The organism is Variovorax boronicumulans (assembly GCF_009811375.1).
Taxonomy (GTDB): Bacteria; Pseudomonadota; Gammaproteobacteria; order Burkholderiales; family Burkholderiaceae_C; genus Variovorax; species Variovorax boronicumulans.
Genome location: NZ_BKDH01000001.1, coordinates 1,424,981 through 1,444,894, shown reverse-complemented (window position 1 = coordinate 1,444,894; position 19,914 = coordinate 1,424,981). Strand labels below are relative to the sequence as shown.

The following is a 19,914-nucleotide window of genomic DNA, read 5'->3' as shown; positions in this document are numbered from 1 at the left end:
ACCGGCCTGCCCCGCAGGTCGACACCGTCCGCCCCGATTTCCGCGCCGCCGCATGAAGGACGAGACCCACTCCGCCGAACACCTCTACACCATCGAAGTCGAAGGCCGCAACGTCACGGTGCGCGACGTGATGGTGGCGGCATTCACCTACCGCATCAAGCTCGAGGAACTGCTCGGCTCGCCCCGGCAGGTCGCGCACTGCTACCGGCTCTGGCGCCGGCTCGAGCGGCTCGACGAACCGCCCATGACCCGTCTGGACATCAAGTACGCCACCGCCTGGCGCGACGCGCATGCGCAGGCCTGGCAGGTGGCGCAGGTGTTTCTCACCGACCCGCACACCAAGACCTTCGTGCTGCGGCTCGCCGCCCCCTAGAGCGCGTCAGCGCATGTGCGCCATGTCGCGGATGTCGGAGCGCAGCGCGCTGCGGTCGGCGCCCACGAGCGGCAGGTTGACCAGCAACTCGAGCCGGCGGCGCAGCGAGTACAGCACCTGGAGCGCGCCATGCGCCGCGTCGTCGGGGCCGGTGTTGGCGCCGGCCACGTCGGGGTAAGGCCACAGGGCCGCATCGGGCTGGCCGGGCCAGCGCGGCTGCAGCGGTTCGAGCGCGGGGTCGAGCGTGATGACGACATCGGCGTTGTGCGATCCCGCGCGCGCCAGCAGGTCCCAGCTGCGCGGCGGCGAGGTCGGCAAGGCCATGCCGGCGCTGCCCAGCGCCTCGACGGCCGCGGGATGCACGTCCGCCGCCAGCCGCCCCGGCTGCCCGCACGAGCGCACCGAAAAGCGCTTCGCATCGAGGTGGGCAAGACAGGCCTCGGCCAGCACGCTGCGCAGCGAATTGCGCCGCGAGACAAAGACAACCTCGATCCGTTTCTGCATGGTCGAACGACTATAGCCACGCCGTGTGGCAGGTGGGTGCCGAAGCACAGGGACCCTTTTGCAGACGCCTGTTTACCCCGGACCTGCAGACATGACAAATAAGTGTAAACACTCGTAAACCTTGCGGGATGGGTCGGCGTTAGAACCGCATGACAACCGACCCCTCCCTCGTTGTGCTTGCTTTCCTGGTCGGTCTTGCCGCGGGCGTGACGCTCATGAGCATGCTGGCGGTCCTGCGTTCCGACCAGGACATGCCGCACTCCGAGCACACCCGGCTGTAAGGCAGACCGCGGGCATCGCCTGCCGGCACATGGCCGGCCGGCGCAAGCGGGCGCGCTTGTTCAGAACCCCGACTGCTCGATCAGCACCGAGGTCGCCGCATGGACCCAGCGGCGGGCCAGGCTCTCGCGGGTGCCTTCGAAATGCGCGCGCACCTCGCGCACCCCGTCGACCGGCGCGTCGTCTTCTCCCTCCACCGTCACGCGGAACCAGGCTTCGGCCGGACGCAGGTCTTTCTTCTGCGCGGTCGGGTTGAGCGCGATGGGGCCGCCGTGGTCCTGCGCCAGCAGCAGGTGCGGCAGCCGGCGCACCGGGCTGTTGTCGATGGCGCGCACCTGTCCTTCGAGCTTGCGCGTGCGGCCCTTGACGAGGATCACCGCGCGGCTGCCGGCCGCCAGGCGCTGGCGGTCGTGCTCGGGCACCAGCGCCTCCACGCGCCAGCGCCGCCCGTCGACCACCATCGCCATCAGTTGCGACGGCGCCACCCACGTGCCGGACTGCAGCAGCGGATCGACGTCGCGCAGCGTGCCGCCGTGCGCCGCCACGAGCCGCAGGCGCAGCAGCTCGGCGTCGCGCGCGCGGCGTTCGGTGTCCCAGCGGCTGGCCTGCTGCTCGGCCAGCACCTGCTGCGCCGCCGGGCGTTCTTCCAGGCCCATGGCGCCGCGCGCCGCGCGTGCGTAGGCGCTGGACATCACGCGCGCCTTCTCGCGCTCCTCGGTCTGGCCGGGCGCCTCGAGCGTGACCAGCGACTGCCCCGCTGCCACGGTCGCGCCGTCGCTGGTTTCCATCGCCGCCAGCCGCGCCGCGTAAGGCGAGAACACGGGCTGCTCGACGCCGGCCCGGAGCACGCCCGGCGCCGAGATGCCGCCGTGCCACGGCACCAGCAGCACGGCCGCCACGAGTGCGAGCAGCAGCACCGCGCCGAGGCGCCGCCGCGGCCTGATCTCGCCGCGCCGCGCGTGCCACACGCTCAACTCGGCCATCACCGGCCGCACCACGAACACGCCCATCTCGACGATGAAAAGGAACACACCCAGCGCCTTGAAAAACGCGTGGTAGACGACGACCGCGATGCCGATGAACAGCACCAGCCGGTAGACCCAGGTGGCGAACGCGAAGGCGATGAGAAAGCGCCGGAAGCCCGGCGTCAGCGTCTCGGGCGACGGGTCGTCGAAGCCCAGCAGCCAGCGCCGCAGTGCACGCTTGGCCTGCTGCCCGGCACGTTCGTGCAGGCCCGGAAAATCCAGCGCATCGGTCAGCATGTAGTAGCCGTCGAAGCGCATGAAGGGGCTGGCGTTCACCGCGAGCGTCAGCACCCAGGCCGTCGTCGCCAGAAAGAACAGCGCGTTGCGCAGGTCGCCGTCGGGCATGAAGGCCCACAACAACGTCGACCACGCGGCCAGCACCAGCTCGGCGCAGATGCCGGCCGACGCGATGGCCAGGCGATGCCGCGAGCGCGCCAGCCTCCAGCTTTCGCCGGTGTCGGTGTAGGCCATCGGCCACATCACCAGCAGCGCGACGCCCATGTGCCCCACGCGCACGCCGTGGCGCGTGGACATGAGCGCGTGCCCCATCTCGTGCAGCAGCTTCGACACCACGAGCGCGCCGGCAAAGCCCAGCACGCCCTCCCAGCTGATGGCGCCGCGCAGCTGGGCCGCCACCGTGTCCCATTGCCGCGCGGCCAGCAGCATGCCGACGCCGGCGGCGAGTGCGGTGAGCGCCACGAACCAGCGGCTGTAGAGCCACTCGACCCAGGGCAGCATCTTCTCGAGCAGCCGCGCCGGCCGCACCAGCGGAATGCGCACGAAGAGGTAGTTGTTGAGCAGCCATCGCCAGGCCGGCATCGGCGGCTTGCGGCGCACGGTGCGCAGCAGCTGGTGCTGTTCGAGAAAGCCCTGGAAGCGCGCCACGTCGTCGGCGTCGGGCGCCAGCGGTGTGTCGCGTTCGATCGCCTGCGCGATGCGCGCAGCGTCGGCCATCGGCCAGCGCTGCAGGATCTCGAACTCCAGCCAGCCGATGCGAAAGAACAGGTTGCGCACCGGGTCGCACACGTGCCAGGCCGGCGAGCCGTCGCCGTTGGCGCCGGCCGGATGGATCTGCAGTTCCTCGCGCAGCGCCGGCCACGGCGGCGGCGCTGCAGCACCCGCAGGGGCGCCACGGCCTGCGGGCGCCGTGCCGCTCAGCACCCGCACCACTCCCGCGCCGCCGCGAACGGCCGGCGCAGCAGCAGGTAGCCGAGCACGGTCCACTCGCCCGACACGCGCGCCGTGCCGCGCAGGCCGATGCGCGCCACGCCCGAGGGCTCGCTCAGGTGGCCGCGCAGCTGGTAGCTCGCCACGCCGTTGGGCGCCTCGACCGCCTGGTAGCCGGCGTGGTCGAGCCGGGCCGACACCGGGTCCAGCGGCGCCACGCGCAGGAACAAGGTCATGGGCGCGCCCGGCGCCAGGTTGACCGCCTCGCTCACCGGCGCCCAGGCCTGCACGCCGAGCACGGCCGGGTCGGCCAGCAGCCCGACGCGCTCGCCGGTCTGCACCGGGCGGCCGGCCCAGTCGTCGGGGTCGGAGTACACGAACACGCCCGCGGCCGGCGCCTTGATCTGCAGCTGCGCCACTTCGCGCTGCAGCGCACCCACCTCCACCTCGCGCTCACGCAGCTTGCCTTCGGCCAGGCTCAGCTCGGCCTTGGCCGACTGCGACTCGATGGCCCGCTGCGAGGCCTGGTGCAGTTCCAGCCGCGCGGTCGACAGCGCCGCGCGCGCCACGGCCAGCCGGTTGTCCAGCGTGGTGTCGTCGAGCTCGGCGATGGTCTGGTCGGCCACCACCGGCGTGTTGGGCGGCACGGTCATGCGGCGGATCACGCCGTCGCGCGGCGAGGCGATCACCTGGCTGCGCGTGGAGATCACCTCGGCCTGCAGCAGCGCGTACTCGCGCACCGGCACCAGGAGCGCGAGCGGCAGCAGCGCCAGCGCCCAGCGCAGCGGCTTGCGCGCCCAGGCTTCCTGCAGCAGCGTGCCGATGGAGCGGCGGCGCCCGGTCAGTGCCCACCACGCATGGCCGTACATCGCGGCGGCCTGCAGCAGCAAGAACTCGGGCGCCTTGGCGTCGAACTCGGTAGGCCACGGCGCCTCGCGCGCCAGGAACAGCGCGCCGCGCGCGCGGCCGTCGGGGTCGGCCATGGGCAGCACCCACACCTGGTCGGGCAGCCAGTCGGCCCACGACGCGGCGAGCGCCGGCGGCAGCATGCCGGGCGACAGCGCCAGCACGCGCGCGGCGGCCGGCAGTTCGTCCAGCCGCGCCTTCAGGTGGTCGGCCACCGAGGCCAGCCACAGCGCATAGGGCGAGTCGGACTCGACATCGGCCAACCCCGAATGCGCCACCAGCCGCGTGCGGCGCGCGCCGAAGAAGCCGACCAGCGCGGCCTGCCGGTACGGCGCGAGCGCGTGGGTCTCGTTGCAGATCAGGAAGGCCAGGTCGGCCGGGCGCTGCGCCGCCCGCACCTTCGCGGCCAGCGCATGGAACGCGAGATCGGTCACGACGCTCCGCCCTTGCCGCGCGCGGCGCTCATCCCCTGCCGACCGGCGCGCGCACCTGCCCGCTCATGCCCGGCAGCACCTGGCCGGCCGCGTCGCCCGCGAGTTCGGCCTCGATCTCGATGGTCTGGCTCACCGCGTCCACGCGGCCCGACACGCGCGTGACCTTCAACACCACCGCAGCGCCGGTCTCGTCGACCGTGGCGTCCAGGCGCTGGCCGGTCTTCAGCCACGCGAGCCATTGCGAGGGCACGTTCATGCGCGCCTTCAGCGGGCCGTTGCCGACCAGCTCGACCACCGGCGCGCCGGGGTTCACGCCCTGCCCCACCTTCACGTGCACGCGCGCCACCTTGCCGGCGAACGGCGCCACGAAATTGCACTGCGCGATCTGCGCGTCGAAGATGCGGACCTGGCTCTGCGCCTTGTTCACGTTGGCCGCCGCCAGCTCGACCTCGATCTCGGCCGCCGACTGCAGGCCCTGCAGCTTCAGCTTGCCCACGTACTGCACCTTGGCGGCTTCGTGCTCGGCCCGCGCGGCGGCGCGGCGCGCCTGGATCTCGTCGCATTCGTAGGCGGCCAACACCTGGCCCGCGCGCACCGTGTCGCCCAGGCTCACCGGCACCTTCGCGAAGCGGCCCGGGGCCGAGGCCGAGAGCACGCTTTCCTGCGCGGCCACCACGAGAAAACGCACCGGCGCCAGGTTGCCCGGCGCACCCGCCGGGGCGCTGCGCGGCGCGGGTGCCGGCTGGGCGCCGGCCTGCAGGGCGCCACCCAGGGCGCAGGCCAGGAGCACGCCGATGCGAAGCACGGAGAAGGACGACGGTTTCAAGGGCGGGCTCGCTTTCACTTCTGCGTCACCGTGGCGCCCGTGCGCGCGAGGCGCCGCACGTCCGTGATCACCGACAGCGTCGCCGCCTCGGCGAAGGCGCTCACGGCACTCTCCGTGGTCACGGCCGGCACGTAGCTCGCGTAGTTCTGCGAGAGCAGCTCGCGCCCGCCCGGCTCGGCCAGCGTGAGCCGCCACTGGGCGCGCGTGGTGCCGCGCTGCTGCGGCACATTGCGCTGGAAGGCCAGCGTGAGCACGAGCGCATCGGCCGACCCCGAGGCCACCAGCTCGTTGCGCGTGACGATGCGCTCGACCGCGCTGCGCACCGCCGCTTCGCTCACGCCCGCTGGCAGGTCGCGCACGCGCACGGTCACCGGCCGGTTTCGCACCGGGATCAGCGCCGCTTCGAGGAACACCGCCTTCTCGCCCTCGGCCATGCTCTGCTCGATGGCCTTGGCGACGGTCTTGATGTCGGTGCTGGCCACCGTGGCCGGCATCAGGTCGATGCCGACCGAATTGAGCACCCGGCCGTACGAGGTCTGCGTGGCCGCATAGGCCGTGGCCAGCTGGAAGCGCGACACCAGCGCACGCGCATCGACGCGCAGCGCCTCGAGCTCGCTCTCGAGCTGGTTGCTGGCGCCGGCGCGCGCCACGCTGGCCATGCGCTGGTCGACGCGGCTGGATTCGGCCGCCAGCTCCTGGTCGACCACCGCCAGCTTGTAGCGCTCGGCCGACACGCGCACCTGCGTGACCACCGCCATGGTCAGCGCCAGGCGGCGGGCTTCGTCGGTCTTCTTGCGCGCGTCGTTGGTGCGGTTGATGGCCGGGATGGCCGCCAGCCGGAACAGGTCCATCGACAGGCTCACGCCCGCGTCGCTCCAGTTGCTGTTGTAGAGGAAGGAGTTGGAGTCGTAGCGCGCCCCGGCATACAGGTTCAGGCTGGGGAACAACGAGGCGATCTGCTTCTTGGTCTCGGCGATGCCGATGCGCGCCTTGTAGTCTTCTTCGCGCAGTTCGGCGCGGTTTTCCAGCGCAGCGATCTCGAGCTTGTCGATGTCCAGCGTGACCGGCGCGCGCCCGTCCTGTGGCCCTTCGACCAGCGTGAAGTCGACGCCCGGCGGCAGGCTCATGAGCGCGGCCAGTTCGCGCTTGGCGAACTGCATTTCCTGGCGCTTGGCGTTGACCAGCGACATCGCATCGAGCAGCGCGCGCTGGTAGGCCAGGCCCTGCGCGGGCGGCAGCACGCCGGCGCGCTCGGCCTCGCGCGATTTCTTCAACGCGTCCTCGATGCGCACGGCCAGCCGGTCGGCGTCGCCGATGAGTTGCTGCGCGCCGATGGCGCGCCAGTAGGCGCTGCGCACGTCCTGCGCGATGTTCTGCAGGATCTTGCGGCGGCGCTCCTCCGCGATGTTGACTTCGTCGGCCGCCTGCTTGGCGCGGAAGTAGCTGATGCCGAAGTCGAGCGCGTTCCACGACAGCGTGGCACGGCCGTAGTAGTGCGAGCGCTGCTCCGAGGTCGAAGGCCGCAGGCTCACCACGCGGTCTTCGATGCCGATGCTGGTGCCGCCCGAATCGTTGCTGCGGTCGTTGTAGCCGGCGTCGGCCACCAGCTTGGGCAGCATGTCGGCGGCCGACACGTCGAGCAGGCCGCGCGCCAGGGCCGACTCCATGAGCTTGAGGCGGTAGTCGGCGTTGTACTTGAGCGCGCGCGCCAGCACCTCGGAATACGTCATGGGCGTGGCGACCGCGGCCTGGTCCTTGTACAGCTGCTTCTGGTCGTGGCGCACGCGTACCACGATCTCGTCGCGCGTGAGCTGCACCGGCGTCATGCTGCAGCCGGCCAGCATCAACGCGGCCGCCGCGGCGGTCCACGACAGGGGGAAACGAAGGGTCAACGCGGGTTGCTTGTGAATGTCGGTCATGGTGCTCGATGGGTAGGACATGGTTCGATGGCTCCGGCGTTTTTCTCTGCGTCGATCAACTCGTGGGCACGCGCACGGTGGGCGTGGCGCGCTGCGGATGCCGCAGCAGCTCGCGCACTGCGTCGCGCTCCGCGGCGGCCGCGGCCACGCGGCTGGAGAACGAACGCGCCGTGTCGGCGGCCACCGGCGCGGTGGCACCGGCCGCCGGCGCCGCCTCGGCCTGCGCCGCCTCGGTGGACGGATGCGCCGCATCGGCGCGCGGCACCACGATGCGCCCGCCGTCGCGCGCGGGTGCCTCCTGCGGCGCTTGCTGCTGCGGCACCGAGAAGCTGTCGAAGTCGCCGAACAGCGGGCTCGCGCCGTCGACCAGCTTGCCGGCCGTGACACCGCGCAGCGCGAGCGTCTGCTCCACGTCGCGCACCATGCGCAGCGAGAAGGCCACGCCGTCGCGGCTCACGTGCTCGGCATAGTCCACGCCCTGCGGCTCGCCCCACAGGTCGGTGGGACGGTCTTCGCCGAAGAGGCGGTCGCCACCCAGCGCGCGCGCGGCGATCGCGCCCGACAGCATCTGGCTCAGGCGCTGCGATTCCTGCACCGCGATCTGCACGAACAGCGCCGGCGTCATCGACTGGTCGATGCGGCGGCTGGTGTCGCCGAAGTCCGCCGGGAACACCTGGTCGCCCGTGAGCGGCCGGTGCTGCGAAGTGCCATTGATCGTGACGACCAGCTTCGCCGTGCTGGTGCTGCCGTCGGCGTCGGTGATGACGTAGTCGAACACCTCGGTCAGCGTCTGGCCGTCGCCCAGCGAGGCCACGCGCACATTGCTGGCGTTCACCGAATAGCTGTAGCTGCCGTCGGCGTTCAGGCGCAAGTTGCCGTAGCGGCCCGCCGTCGATCCGCCGATGGTGCCGGCCACGCCCTCGAAAGAAACACCCATGACCGGCGTCGGCGTGCGATCGGCGCCGAGGCGGTCGGCCACGTCGTTCGCGCCCATGCCGTCGCCGCCGAACACGTTGCCGGTGGCCGTGGCGCCGGGGCGCGCGGTGCCGATGGCGGTGGCGTCGTTGCGTGCCGTGGGCACGTCGTCGATCACCAGCACGCGCAGCGTGCCCTGCGTGGTGTCGCCGTCGCGGTCGGTCACCTGCAGCGCGATGTCGTCGGTGACCTGCCCGCCCGCATGGCTCTGCGCGGCGCCCAGCACGTAGGTGTAGCGCACGGTGCCCGTGGCCGCGTCGAAGCCGGTGAGCGTGATGCGCCCGCGGTCGGTGGCGATGGTGACCGGGCTCGTGCCGAGCGCGGCCAGCTGCGCCGGCGTGAGCGGGGTGCCGTGCACCGCGATGCTGCCCAGGCCGTCGGGCGCGGTGACGAAGAAGCTGCCCGAGACGGTCTCGCTCGCGTCGCCCGGCTCGACCAGGCCGCGCTCGTACACGGTGGCCTGCCCGGCCGTGTCGGGGCCGTTGTTGTCGCCGATCACCAGCGTCACGCCGTCGTTGGCGCCGTGGATGGTGAGGGTCAGCGTGGCGGTGCTGGTGTCGCCGTCCGCGTCGGTGATCGTGTAGCTCACCACCTCAGTCAGCGTGTCGCCCACGACCAGCGCCTGCACGCGCGGGTCGGCGTTGTTCAGCGTGTAGGTGTAGCTGCCGTCGGCATTCAGCACGATGCGCCCGTAGGTGGTGGTGATCGGCACGCCCACCGTGCCGGCCACGCCGCCGAAGCTCACGCCCGTCACCGGCACGCCGTTGGCGTCGTCGGCGCCGAGGGTGTCGTTGGCCTTCACGTCGCCGCCCACCGTGTTCGGCACGCCGTCCTCGGTGATGGCATGGGCGTCGTTCACGGCCTCGGGCACGTCGTCCACGATGCGCACGGTGAGCGTGCCCGTGGCCGTGTCGCCGCCGGCGTCGGTCACCACCAGCGCGATGTCTTCCGTGCTCTCGGTGGCGTTCGGCTGCGCCACCTGCCCGTCCAGCGTGTAGGTGTAGGCCAGCTCGCCCGTCGTCGGCACGCCGCCCACCGAACTGGTGGGCGTGAAGCCGGTGAGCACCAGCGTGCCGCGCGGCGTGTCGATGGTGACCGGCGTCGTGCCCAGGTTCGCCAGCTCGGCCAGCGTCAGCGTGCGGTTGCCCACGGTGACGCTGCGCATGCCGTCGCTCGCCGAGACCACGATCGTGCCGGTGGTGCGCTCGCGGGTGTCGGGGCCGGCCGGGCCGTCGACCAGCCCGCGCTCGTGCACCTCCGCCTGCCCCGTGGCCGCGCCGTTGCCGTCCACCGCACCGATGGCCGGGTCGCCGTCCAGGCGGCCGTGGATGGTGATCGTGAGCGTGGCGGTGCTGGTGTCGCCGTCGGCATCGGTGATCGTGTAGCGCACCGTCTCGGTCAGCTGCTCGTTGGTCTTGAGCGCGTTGACGGCGGCGTTGTCGTTGTCCAGCGTGTAGGTGTAGCTGCCGTCGGCGTTCAGCACGATGGCGCCGTACGTGGTCGTGAGCGACACGCCCACCGTGCCGGCGGCGCCGCCGAAGCTCACGCCCGTCACCGGCACGCCGTTGCCGTTGTCCGCGCCGTCGCGGTCGTTGGCCTTCACGTTGCCGCTCACCGTGTCGGGCACCGCGTCCTCGGTGATGGCGGCCGTGTCGTCGGTGGCCTGCGGCGTGTCGTTGACGATGAGCACGGTGAGCGTGCCGTTGGCCACGTCGCCGTCGCGGTCGGTCACCGACAGCGCGATCTGCTCGGTCACCTCGGTCAGCACGCCGCCGGAGCGGTGGCTCTGCGGCGCGCCCAGCACGTAGGTGTAGCTGACCGCGCCGCCGGTCACGATGCCGTTGGGCAGCGTGGTGCCGCTGAAGCCCGTCAGCTGGATCTGGCCGTCGGGCGTGTTGATCGTGATCGGCGCGCCCGGCGTGAGCGCCTGCAATTGCGCCAGCGTCACCACCGTGCCGCCGACGTTGATGCTCGCCACGCCGTCCGCCGCGGTGATGTTGAAGCTGCTGGCGGCGCGCTCGCCGGTGTCGGTGATGCTCACCAGGCCCGACTCGAACACCGTGACCTGCCCGGTCGCCGCGCCGTTGGCGTCGGTGACGGCGATGCCCGGCAGGTCGTTGGCGCCGCGGATGGTGATCGTGAGCGTGGCGGTGCCGGTGTCGCCGTCGGCATCGGTGATCGTGTAGCGCACCTGCTCGGTCAGCGTCTCGCCGACCGACAGCGCCTGCACGCGCGCGTCGGCGTTGTTCAGCGTGTAGGTGTAGCTGCCGTCGGCGTTCAGCACGATCGAACCGTAGGTCGTGGTGATCGACGCGCCCACCGTGCCGGCTGCGCCGCCGAAGCTCACGCCCGTGATCGGCGCCACGTTGCGGTCGTCCGCACCGATGGTGTCGTTGCTCGCCACGTTGCCCGACACCGTGTTCGGCGCGGCGTCTTCGGTGATGGCGGCCGTGTCGTCGGTGGCCTGCGGCACGTCGTCCACGATGCGCACGGTGAGCGTGCCCGTGGCCGTGGCACCGCCGGCGTCGGTCACCTGCAGGGCGATCGCTTCGGTGCTCTCGGTCGCGCCCGGCTGCGCCACCTGCGCGCGCAGCGTGTAGGTGTAGGCCAGGTTGCCCGCCGTGGGCACGCCACCCACCGAGGTGGTGGCCGTGAAGCCCGTCAGCGTGATCGTGCCCAGCGGCGTCGTGATGACGACCGGCGTGGTGCCCAGGTTGGCCAGCTCGGCCAGCGTCAGCGTGCGCCCGCCCACGGTGACGGTCTGCAGGCCGTCGGCCGCCGACACCGTGACGACGCCGCTGCCGTTCTCGCGCGCATCGGGACCGGCCGGGCCGTCGACCAGCCCGCGCTCGTGGACCTCGGTCTGGCCCGTGGCCGCGCCGTTGCCGTCCACCGGCACGATCTCGGGGCTGGCGTCGGTGCGGCCGTGGATGGTGATCGTCAGCGTGGTGGTCGAGGTGTCGCCGTCCGCGTCGGTGAGGGTGTAGCTCACCGTGTCCGTGAGCGTCTCGCCGTCTTTCAGCGCGTTGACGCGCGGGTCGGTGTTGTCCAGCGTGTAGCTGTAGCTGCCGTCGGCGTTCAGCACGATGGAACCGTACTCCGTGTCCAGCGCGCTGCCCACGGTGCCGGCCGCGCCGCCGAAGCTCACGCCCGTCACCGGCACGGCCGTGTCCGCGCCCTCGCGGTCGTTGGTCTTCACGTTGCCGGTCGCGGTGTTCGGCGCGGCGTCTTCGGTGACGCTGTTCGTGTCGGGGTTCGCGGTGGGCACGTCGTTCACGATCAGCACCGTGAGCGTGCCACTGGCCACGTCACCGTCGCGGTCGGTCACGCTCAGCGCCACCGCCTCGGTCACTTCGCCCGCGCTGTGGTTCTGCGCCGAGGTCAGCGTGTAGGTGTAGCTGACCGTGCCGTCGATCACGACGCCGTTGGACAGCGTGGTGCCGCTGAAGCCCGTGAGGCGGATCTGGCCGTCGGGCGTGTTGATCGTGATCGGCGCGCCCGGCGTGAGCGCCTGCAGCTGCGCCAGCGTCACCATCGTGCCGCCGACGTTGATGCTCGCCACGCCGTCGGCCGCCGCGATATTGAAGCCGGCGCCCGCCGTCTCGCTCGTGTCGCCCACGCTCGTCAGGCCCGACTCGTGCACCGTCACCTGGCCGGTCGCGTTGCCGTTGGCGTCGGTCACCGTGATGCCCGGCACGTCGTTGCTGGCGCCGCGGATCGTGATGGTGATCTGCGCGATGTCGGTGCCGCCCGCGCCGTCGGAGATGGCGTAGGTGAAAAGGTCGGTGAGCGTCTCGCCGGCGATCAGCGCCTGCACGCGCGGGTCGCTGTTGTCCAGCGTGTAGGTGTAGCTGCCGTCGGCGTTCAGCACGATGCTGCCGTGGGTGCCGGTGAGCGGGCTGCCCAGCGTGCCGGCCGTGCCGGCGCCGACCTCGGGGCCGGTGCGGATGCTGGTGACCGTGAGCGTGGTGCTGTCGGGGTCGTGGTCGGCCTCGCCGGGAATGCGCCCGCTGATGACGTTGCTGCCCACCGAGGGCGTGTCTTCGTCGATGCTGTGCGTGTCGTCCACCGCGATCGGCGGGTCGTTCACGGCGGTGATGGTCAGCGTGCCGGTGAGCACGTTGCTGTTCAGCGGCTGCGGGCCACCCGCGTTGCCGCCGGGCTGCACGTTGTTGCCGTCGTTGAGCACGATGGTGTAGACGCGCTCGTTGTCGGTGCCGAAGGCGGTCGGGTTGTCGCTGCTGCTGCGGTAGGACAGCTGGTCGAGCACCGCGCGCACCTCGGCCACGGTGGTGTCGGCGTCGAACTGCACCACCAGTGGCGCGCCATTGCCGCCCGAGACGCTGACGCCCGGGGGCAGCACGCCGTTGACGAACAGCTGGTCGCCCGGCTGGTAACCGTCCAGGCTCACGGTGAGCAAGCCCGCGCCGAACACGCCGGCGGCCAGGCCGGGCGTGGTCGCCAGGTCGAGGTCGCCGACTGTGCCGCCGCTGACCAGCGCCACGGGCGGAATGCTGACGCCGGTGCCGGTCTGGTTGTTCTCCACCGCGGTCGCGCCGGTGGTGCCGCCGATCACCGGCGCGTCGTTGCGCGGCGCGATGGTGGTCGACACGTTGCGCAGCACCGACCACTGGCTGGTGGCGTCGTTGACGGTGGCGCTGATGTCGCCGCTGCCCGCCGCCACCGGCGCATCGGACACGCGCACGACCAGCCCGCCGGGCGTGCCGTTGAAGTCGGCCGCCGGCACGAAGCGCAGTTGCGCACTGGTGGGCAGCAGCAAGGCGCTGGTGTCGGACGCGCCCGTCGGCACGGCGAGCCAGTCGGTACCGTTCAGGCTGTACTCCCACGCGCCCTGCGCGGCATTGGCGTTGTTGCCCACGATGGCGATGCCGCCGAACGAGGTCGATGCATCGCCGCCGCCGCTGATGGACGTCTGGTTGTCGGTCGCGTCGCCGTAGCCGCCGCCCAGCAGCGTGTCGACGCGCACACCGGCACCCGTCACGTCCTCGACGCCCGCGGGCACGGTCGCATCGGTCGCCGTCGGCCGGTCGTTCCCGTTGATCACCGTGGTGCTGAGCACGATGGTGCCGGCGCTGTAGACGGTGGTGCCGCCGTTGTTGGCACCCGCCACGTTGACCGTCGAGCCCGAGGTGGGATCGGCCGTGGCGCTGTCGTTGTTGGTGTCGGTCTCGACCAGCCGCACGGTCAGCGTGGTGGGCGTGCCGTGGAAGTTGGCGGCCGGCACGAAGCGCAGCTGCGCGTCGGCCGCCAGCACCAGGGCGGTGCCGTCGGTGCGTGCGCCGACGGGAATCCAGGTGCTGCCGTTGTCCAGCGAGTACTGCCAGGCCCCTTGCGCGGGGTCCGGGACGTGGCCCGTGATCGCGACCCCGAAGAAGGTGTCGGACGAACTGCCGCCGGTGCCACCGTTGCCGCTGTTGTCGATCAGGTCGGCGCCGTCGTCGAAGTGCGAGCCGAACAGGGTGCCCACGGGGGTGCCGGCCGCGTTGTTGCCCACGTCTTCGGTGACGTTCGGCAGCGTCTGGGTGGTGCCGCCCACCACCACCGGCGCATCGTTGACCGGCGCCACCGTGAAGACGAAGGTGCGCGTGGTGACCAGGCGGTTGCCGACCCCGTCCGCGTAGGCGAAGGTGCCGGTCGTGCTGTTGTCGCCGGGCGCCAGGCTGCCCGGACGCCCGCCGGTGTGGCCCTCGTCGTTGACCACCACGGTCACGGTGAAGGCGCCGTTCCAGTCGGCCGGCAACGCGGCGCCGGGGGCGTCGGGCAGCGCGATCGAGATGGCGTTGATGCGGCTGTTGATCTGCGCCAGCGTGCCGGTGATGGTGATGCTGGTGCCGCCCAAGGGGCCGACCGAGCCGCCGCTGCCGCCCACGCCGTTGATGACGAAGCCCGGGGGCACCGACACCGTGGCTGTCAGCACGTCGGTGGCGGCCGCGTCCTGGTCGGTGACCGTGAGGCCGGTCAGCGTGACGCTGCCGTTGCCCTCGTCCACCGTCGGGTTGCCGGCCGCGATGTGGGCCGGGTCGTTGATCGACGACGGGAACAGCGTGCGGTAGGCCGAGGCCACGTTGGCCGTCAGCCCGGCGGGGATCAGCGCGTAGGGGTTGACGTTGGTGGTGGGCACCGCCACCGTGCCGCCGCTCGCGTTGTTGTTCTGGCCGCCGTTGGCGCCGCCCGCCAGCGCGCCGCTGCTGTTCTCGCGCAGGCGGTCGTCCACGACGACCTGCACGCGGTAGGTCTGGTCGGTGTTGGCCAGGCTGCCGCCCAGCGCCACCTGCAGGCCGTCGAGGTAGGCCTGCACCTGCGCGCGCGTGCCGCGGATGACGAGCGCGCTGCCGGTGCCGTCGTAGGTGCTGTCGATGGTCACGCCCGAGCCGGCTGCATTGCTCGAGGTGATGGTGATGGCGTCGCTGCCGCCGTCCGTGTACTGCACCGCGCCCAGCGGCGCGCCCGTGCCGTTGGTGATGCGCACGGTGACCTGCAGGAAATCGGCTTCGCCGGGCGCGATGCCGCCGCCGTCGCCGTCGATGTCCAGGTCGCGCACGACGAAGCCCGGCACGGCCGACGGCGTGCTGCCGCCCGTCAGGTACAGCGGCGTGTTCGGGTTGGTGCCCGGTGTGAGCCCGGCCGTCGGCGCGTCGTTGACCGCCACGATGGTCAGCGCCATCGTCATGTCGGGTGGGTTGTTCGACACGCTGCCCCCGCCGGTGTCGCCGCCGATCTGCGAGCCGGTGTCGTCAAAGGAGACCGTGAGCGTCACGTCGCCGGCGTCGGCGCCGTTGAGGTCGTGGTTGACGTGGGTCGCGCTGCGGTAGGTCAGGCCCGTGACGGCGCCGCTGGTGATCAGTTCCTGGATGTCGCTGGCGCGCCCGGTGAGCGTGAGCGCGCCGGTGTTGTCGCCGGCGATGGTCACGACGCGCCCGCTGGGCAGCGTGAAGCTCGTCTGGCCGCCGGTGCCGCCGATGCCCAGCGTGCCGTTGGGCACGGTCAGCCGCAGCGTGATGGGCGTGCCGAAGGCGGCCGACTCGGGGTCGGACACCACGAAGCCCGTGCCGATGTAGGTCGGCTGGTCTTCATAGACCGTGTGCACGGGCGGCACGACCAGCACGCCCGGGTCGTTCTCGCTCGACGCGCGCACCAGCACCGAGGCCGCCGCGAGGTTGCCCGTGATGTCGCCGGTGGTGGGCACCGTGTCGGCGTACCAGTCGTACTCGGTGGCCGGGATCGCGATGTTCGGCCCGCCCGGCACGCTCGGCTCGTTCTGCGGGCCGCCGTTGGCGCCGGGCTGCAGCACGCCGGTGGCGGTGTCGCGCAGGCGGTCGTCGACGATCACCTGCAGCCGGTAGGCCTGGTCGCGGTCGGTGTCGAAGGTGAGCGTGAGGCCCGCCAGCGCGGCGTTCACCTGGGCGCGCGTGCCGCGCAGCGTGAGGAAGTCGCCGCTGCCGTTCTTGTCGCCGTCGACGGTCACGCCGCCCATCGAGGTCGAGCCGATGGTGGCGCCCGCGTAGGCCGCGGCATTCAACGGGTTGCCGTTGGCGTCCAGCAGCCGCACCGTCACCTGGACGAAGTCGGTCTCGCCCTGGATCACCGCGTCCAGGTCGGTGTCGCCCACGTGGAAGCCAGGCACGGGGTTGTGCGCAGGGTTGCTGCTGTCGATGTCGATCGGGCCGGCCGGCGCGGTCACCGTGGGCGCGTCGTTCAGCGGCGTGACGTAGATCCAGAACTGGCCGCCGGTCTGTTCCTTGTCGCCGTCGCTCAGCGTGAAGGTGAAGCGGTCGCTCGGCGGATCGCCGTTGGCTTCGGTGTGGCCGTCCGATTCGTCGCCCGAATTGAAGTAGTAGATGCGCCCGGCGTTCACGTCGGCCTGCGTGAACGAGGAGCCCACGCCCAGCGCCACGAAGTTGACGCCGTCGGTCGAGTACATGATGCGCCCGTGCGTGGTGACGGAGGTGATCGTGTACTGCAGCTGCGTGAGCGTGCTGTCGGGGTCGAAGGCCCTGAGCATGCCCGGCGTGATCTGGCCGCGCCCGCCCTCGGCCACGGTCAGCGGCTGGTTGGCGGTGCCGGGCGGGTCGGGCTGCGTCGGGTCGGGCGCGATCACCGGCGCGTCGTTGACGTTGGTGATCTGGATGCCGACGGTGACGGGGTTCGACGCGGCGCCCCAGCGGTCCACGGCATGCACGTTGAACTGGGTGGTGCGCACCTCGGAGCCGTCGCTCACGAAGCGCAGGCCCGTGGTGCCGGCGCTGCCGGTGATGAGCGAGGCGTCGATGCGCTGCCCCACGGCCACGGCCACCCAGGCGGCGCCGTTCCAGTACTCCAGCTGGCCACCGGTGGGCAGGCTGTCGAACTCGACCTGCATCGCGCCCGGCCCGCTGCCGGCGTTGTTGAAGGCGTAGTTCGGGTCGCCGTTCAGCAGCGTGGCCGAGCCTTCGAGGTAGCTTTCGCTCGCGGCATCGTCCGCATCGACCACGCGGATCTGGCCGGTCGTGAGGTAGGCGGTCTCGCCTTCGCGGATGACCGTGTTCGACGAACCGGTGGCCACGGGCACGTCGTTGACCGGCGTGATGAAGAACGAGAAGCTGGTGCTCCAGACGTTGCGCACGCCGCCGACGGCGACACCGGCCGTCACCGAGAGCGACACGGCCGATTCGAAGTCTTCCACGTCGCCGTCGTGCTGGAAGCGGATGCGCCCGGCGTTCAGGTCTTCCTGCGTGAAGGTCTCGTAGGTGTCGATGTCGACCCAGGCCGCGCCGTCGAAGCGCTGCAGCACGCCGTTGCGCACGGGCCCCGTGGTGCCGGTGTAGTCGGTGACCGTGTAGATCACCTGCGACGGCGGCACGCCTTCGACCACGTAGCTCAGGCCCGGCACGGTGTTGAAGTCGGAGCCGGTGCCGCCCAGCACCACCGAGCCGCCTTCGCTGAGCGTGCCGCGCGTGGCGCCGTTCTGGTCGGTGCCCGCGTGGTTGGAGCCCGAGGTGGTGACGGTGCCGTCGATGGTCTGCAGCGGATCGCCGTTGCCCGCCGGGGTTTCGACGAGGTTGATCGTGAACTCGTAGGTCTTCAGCGTGCCGTCGGGGTTGCGGTCGGCGCCCTCGCGGATCACGGTGTTGCCGTTGGCGTCCCAGGTCGGCCCGAGCGTGTTGTCGACCACCTGGAAGCTGAAGGTGTCGGTGTCGCCCGCCGCCGCGCCCTGCGTCTGCACGTACTGCACGCGGCCCGAACGCACGTCTTCCATGGTGAAGGTGCCGCCTGGCGGCAGGATCTTGCCGTCGAGCAGCAGGTAGCCCTGGTTCAGGCCGTTCATCGAGGTGACGGCGAAGGTCAGGTTGTCGTCGCTCGAGTCGACGTCGGTCGCGCCGAGCATGCCGGGCGTGAGCGTCACGGTGTAGCCGCCGCCCGCCGGGTCCACGGTCGCCTCGAGCGTGCTGCCGGGGTCGAGCACCGGGTCGTCGTTGGCCGGTCGCACGTTGATCGCGATGGTGCCCGAGGTGGACGACGGCGTGCCCGTGCCGCCGCCGGCGTCGCTCACCGTGACGCCGAAGCCGTCGGTGAACGGGTAGCTCTGCCCGTTGTTGTCGCGCTGGCCGTTGTTGCCGTAGGTGAGGCCGCCGCGGTCGTCGTAGCCGAACACGAAGCCGGCGTCGATGTCGGCCTGTGTGATCGCGCGGTTGGTGACGTTCTGGGGCACGCCGCCGATCAGCACCGTGCCGGTGAAGTACAGCGTGCCGTCGGTGGGCAGGCTGGTCAGCCGCACCGTGAGGTCGCCGCTGACATCGTCGCCGCCGCCGTCGGCGACGATGAAGTTGCCCACGACCGAGGTCGGGTTGCCGCCGGGGTCGATGGCGTTGGGCGGCTGCCCTTCGAACACGCTGCCCCCGCCCGAGACCACGGGCGGCTGGTTCAGCGGCGTGACGTTCAGCGTGATGGTGGCGTGGTCGGAGCCGGCCAGCGGCGTGGCGCCGTCGTTGACCACGATGACGAAGCTGTCGTCCAGGTTCTGGTCCGCGCCGGTGGCCGTGTGCACGTAGGCGACCCGGCCCGCCAGCACGTCGGCCTGCGTGAAGACCGAGCCCACGCCGATGCGTTCGCCGTTGAGCGTGAGGTAGCCGTGCGCGGTGTTGGTCGCGATGCCGTAGACGATCTGGCCTGTGTTCTGCGAGCCGATCGTCACCTCGGGGTCGATGGCATTGAGGGTGGCGCCGGTCAGCACCGTGGTGCCACCCTCGGAGACCGTCTGCGCCGCGTCGGCCACCGTGGTCGGGTCGTTCGACGGCGTGATCGTCACGTCGAGCGCGCGGTTGGCGGTGAGCGCCGGCGTTTCCGAATCGGTGATCGACACCAGGATGCGCGTGGTGGCCGTGGCGTTGCCCAGCTCGGTGTCGGCGGCGGTGAACACCAGCTGGTTGATCCAGGCATTGGCGTCGGCCACGCTGCCGACGAAGCGGTAGCCGCCGGGCACGGTGGTGACGCCCGCCATGCTGGCGCTGGACAGCGCGCCCAGCGCGGGGTTCTCCACGGTCACGTCGACCGTGACGTTGCCCGCGCCGTCGTCCGTGAGCGTCCAGCCGCTGAGCGTCGCGCGGTCGGCGCCCGGCGCGTTGAGCGCGCTGGGTTCGCTGACCGTGATGCGCGGCGTGGTCGTCGACACGGTGGGCGCGGCCAGCAGGCCGTCGTAGTCGGCGGCGACGAAGGCGCGCGACTCGATGAGGCCGGTCACGACTTCGAGCGACCAGTCGCCCTGGCGCGAGGCCGCACCGGTGGCGTCGCTCGACGCCGCGACATCGGCGCCCGTGGCGCGGCCCAGGGCCTGCACGAAGCGTTGCCCGTCGGCGCCCACGTCGCACCCGTAGAGCAGGATGTCGCCGTCCGCGCCCAGGCTCGCGCCGATCGCCTGCCAGGCGCCGGCCGAGTGCGCCAAGCCGGCGACGTCGAGGGTTTCGTTGCCCAGCGTGATCTCGCCCGCGCTGCCGTGGCTGAGGATGTGCAGCGCCGTGAGGCCGCTGCGCCCTTCGAGCGCCTGCCGCAGCTGTTCGACGCCGGACGAGCCGGTGTCCAGCAGGATCAGGCCGGCGCCCTGCGGCACCGAAGCCGCGAGCTGCTGCCAATTGGCAACGTTCTTGTCGACCACGTAGACCTCGCCGGACGAGGCCGGAGCCGGGCCAGGCGCGGATCGCGCATCCGCTTCGGGCGTGCTTTCGCGCCCATGCGGCACGGCAACGGGCGCTGCCGCGTCGGCGGCATGCGGCGCATCCCCGTGCGGGCCCTGCGGTGCGTCCGCCGGTGCCGCCGTGGCGGCCTCCACAAAAGCGGCGCCATCAAATAGCTGCCGGCTTTCCAGCGCAAATCGATGAGCGCGTGGACGAAGGAATTGGGGCGATTGAGACCTTGGCATGGCTCAAAGTGTGACGACAAATATGCAAATGTGTCCACTATTAACGTTCTATCTTTTCGAGCCAATACCGTCAAAAAATCGCAAAAACAACGG

8 protein-coding genes are annotated in these 19,914 nt (G+C 71.5%); 2 read left to right on the top strand and 6 right to left on the bottom strand.

Going from position 1 to position 19,914, the window contains the following annotated elements:
- Nucleotides 1-52 precede the first annotated feature (52 nt).
- Nucleotides 53-373 (top strand): hypothetical protein, encoded by a 321-nt coding sequence (locus VHAB30_RS06615; protein WP_070061202.1) that lies wholly within the window; start codon nt 53-55, stop codon nt 371-373.
- A gap of 6 nt (nt 374-379) precedes the next feature.
- On the opposite strand, the gene VHAB30_RS06610 is transcribed toward VHAB30_RS06615, so the two are convergent.
- Entirely contained in the window at nt 380-877 is a 498-nt protein-coding gene (locus VHAB30_RS06610) for an arsenate-mycothiol transferase ArsC (protein ID WP_062482660.1), read from the bottom strand.
- Between the two features lie 149 nt (nt 878-1,026).
- On the opposite strand from VHAB30_RS06610, the gene VHAB30_RS31270 reads away from it, so the two are divergent.
- Nucleotides 1,027-1,158: a hypothetical protein gene (locus tag VHAB30_RS31270; RefSeq protein ID WP_255221250.1), complete on the top strand. Its 132-nt coding sequence runs from the start codon at nt 1,027-1,029 to the stop codon at nt 1,156-1,158.
- 60 nt (nt 1,159-1,218) lie between these two features.
- Here the strand turns inward: VHAB30_RS31270 and VHAB30_RS06605 are convergent, their stop codons facing one another.
- Genes VHAB30_RS06605 through VHAB30_RS06585 form a run of 5 tightly spaced genes read right to left on the bottom strand, consistent with a single transcriptional unit; the run spans nt 1,219 to nt 19,731 of the window.
- Nucleotides 1,219-3,342 (bottom strand): HlyD family efflux transporter periplasmic adaptor subunit, encoded by a 2,124-nt coding sequence (locus tag VHAB30_RS06605; protein WP_235926470.1) that lies wholly within the window; start codon nt 3,340-3,342, stop codon nt 1,219-1,221.
- Nucleotides 3,336-4,688, bottom strand: a complete 1,353-nt coding sequence (locus VHAB30_RS06600; RefSeq protein ID WP_159276241.1) for an efflux RND transporter periplasmic adaptor subunit — start codon at nt 4,686-4,688, stop codon at nt 3,336-3,338. Before VHAB30_RS06600 ends, VHAB30_RS06605 begins: the two co-directional genes overlap by 7 nt.
- Before the next feature lie 28 nt (nt 4,689-4,716).
- Nucleotides 4,717-5,514, bottom strand: a complete 798-nt coding sequence (locus tag VHAB30_RS06595; protein WP_159276240.1) for an efflux RND transporter periplasmic adaptor subunit — start codon at nt 5,512-5,514, stop codon at nt 4,717-4,719.
- Between the two features lie 14 nt (nt 5,515-5,528).
- Complete coding sequence (locus VHAB30_RS06590) at nt 5,529-7,454, bottom strand: TolC family protein (RefSeq protein WP_235926469.1); 1,926 nt, start codon at nt 7,452-7,454, stop codon at nt 5,529-5,531.
- Nucleotides 7,455-7,488: 34 nt separating this feature from the next.
- Nucleotides 7,489-19,731, bottom strand: coding sequence for a VCBS domain-containing protein (locus VHAB30_RS06585; protein ID WP_159276238.1), 12,243 nt, complete (start codon nt 19,729-19,731; stop codon nt 7,489-7,491).
- Nucleotides 19,732-19,914 lie beyond the last annotated feature (183 nt).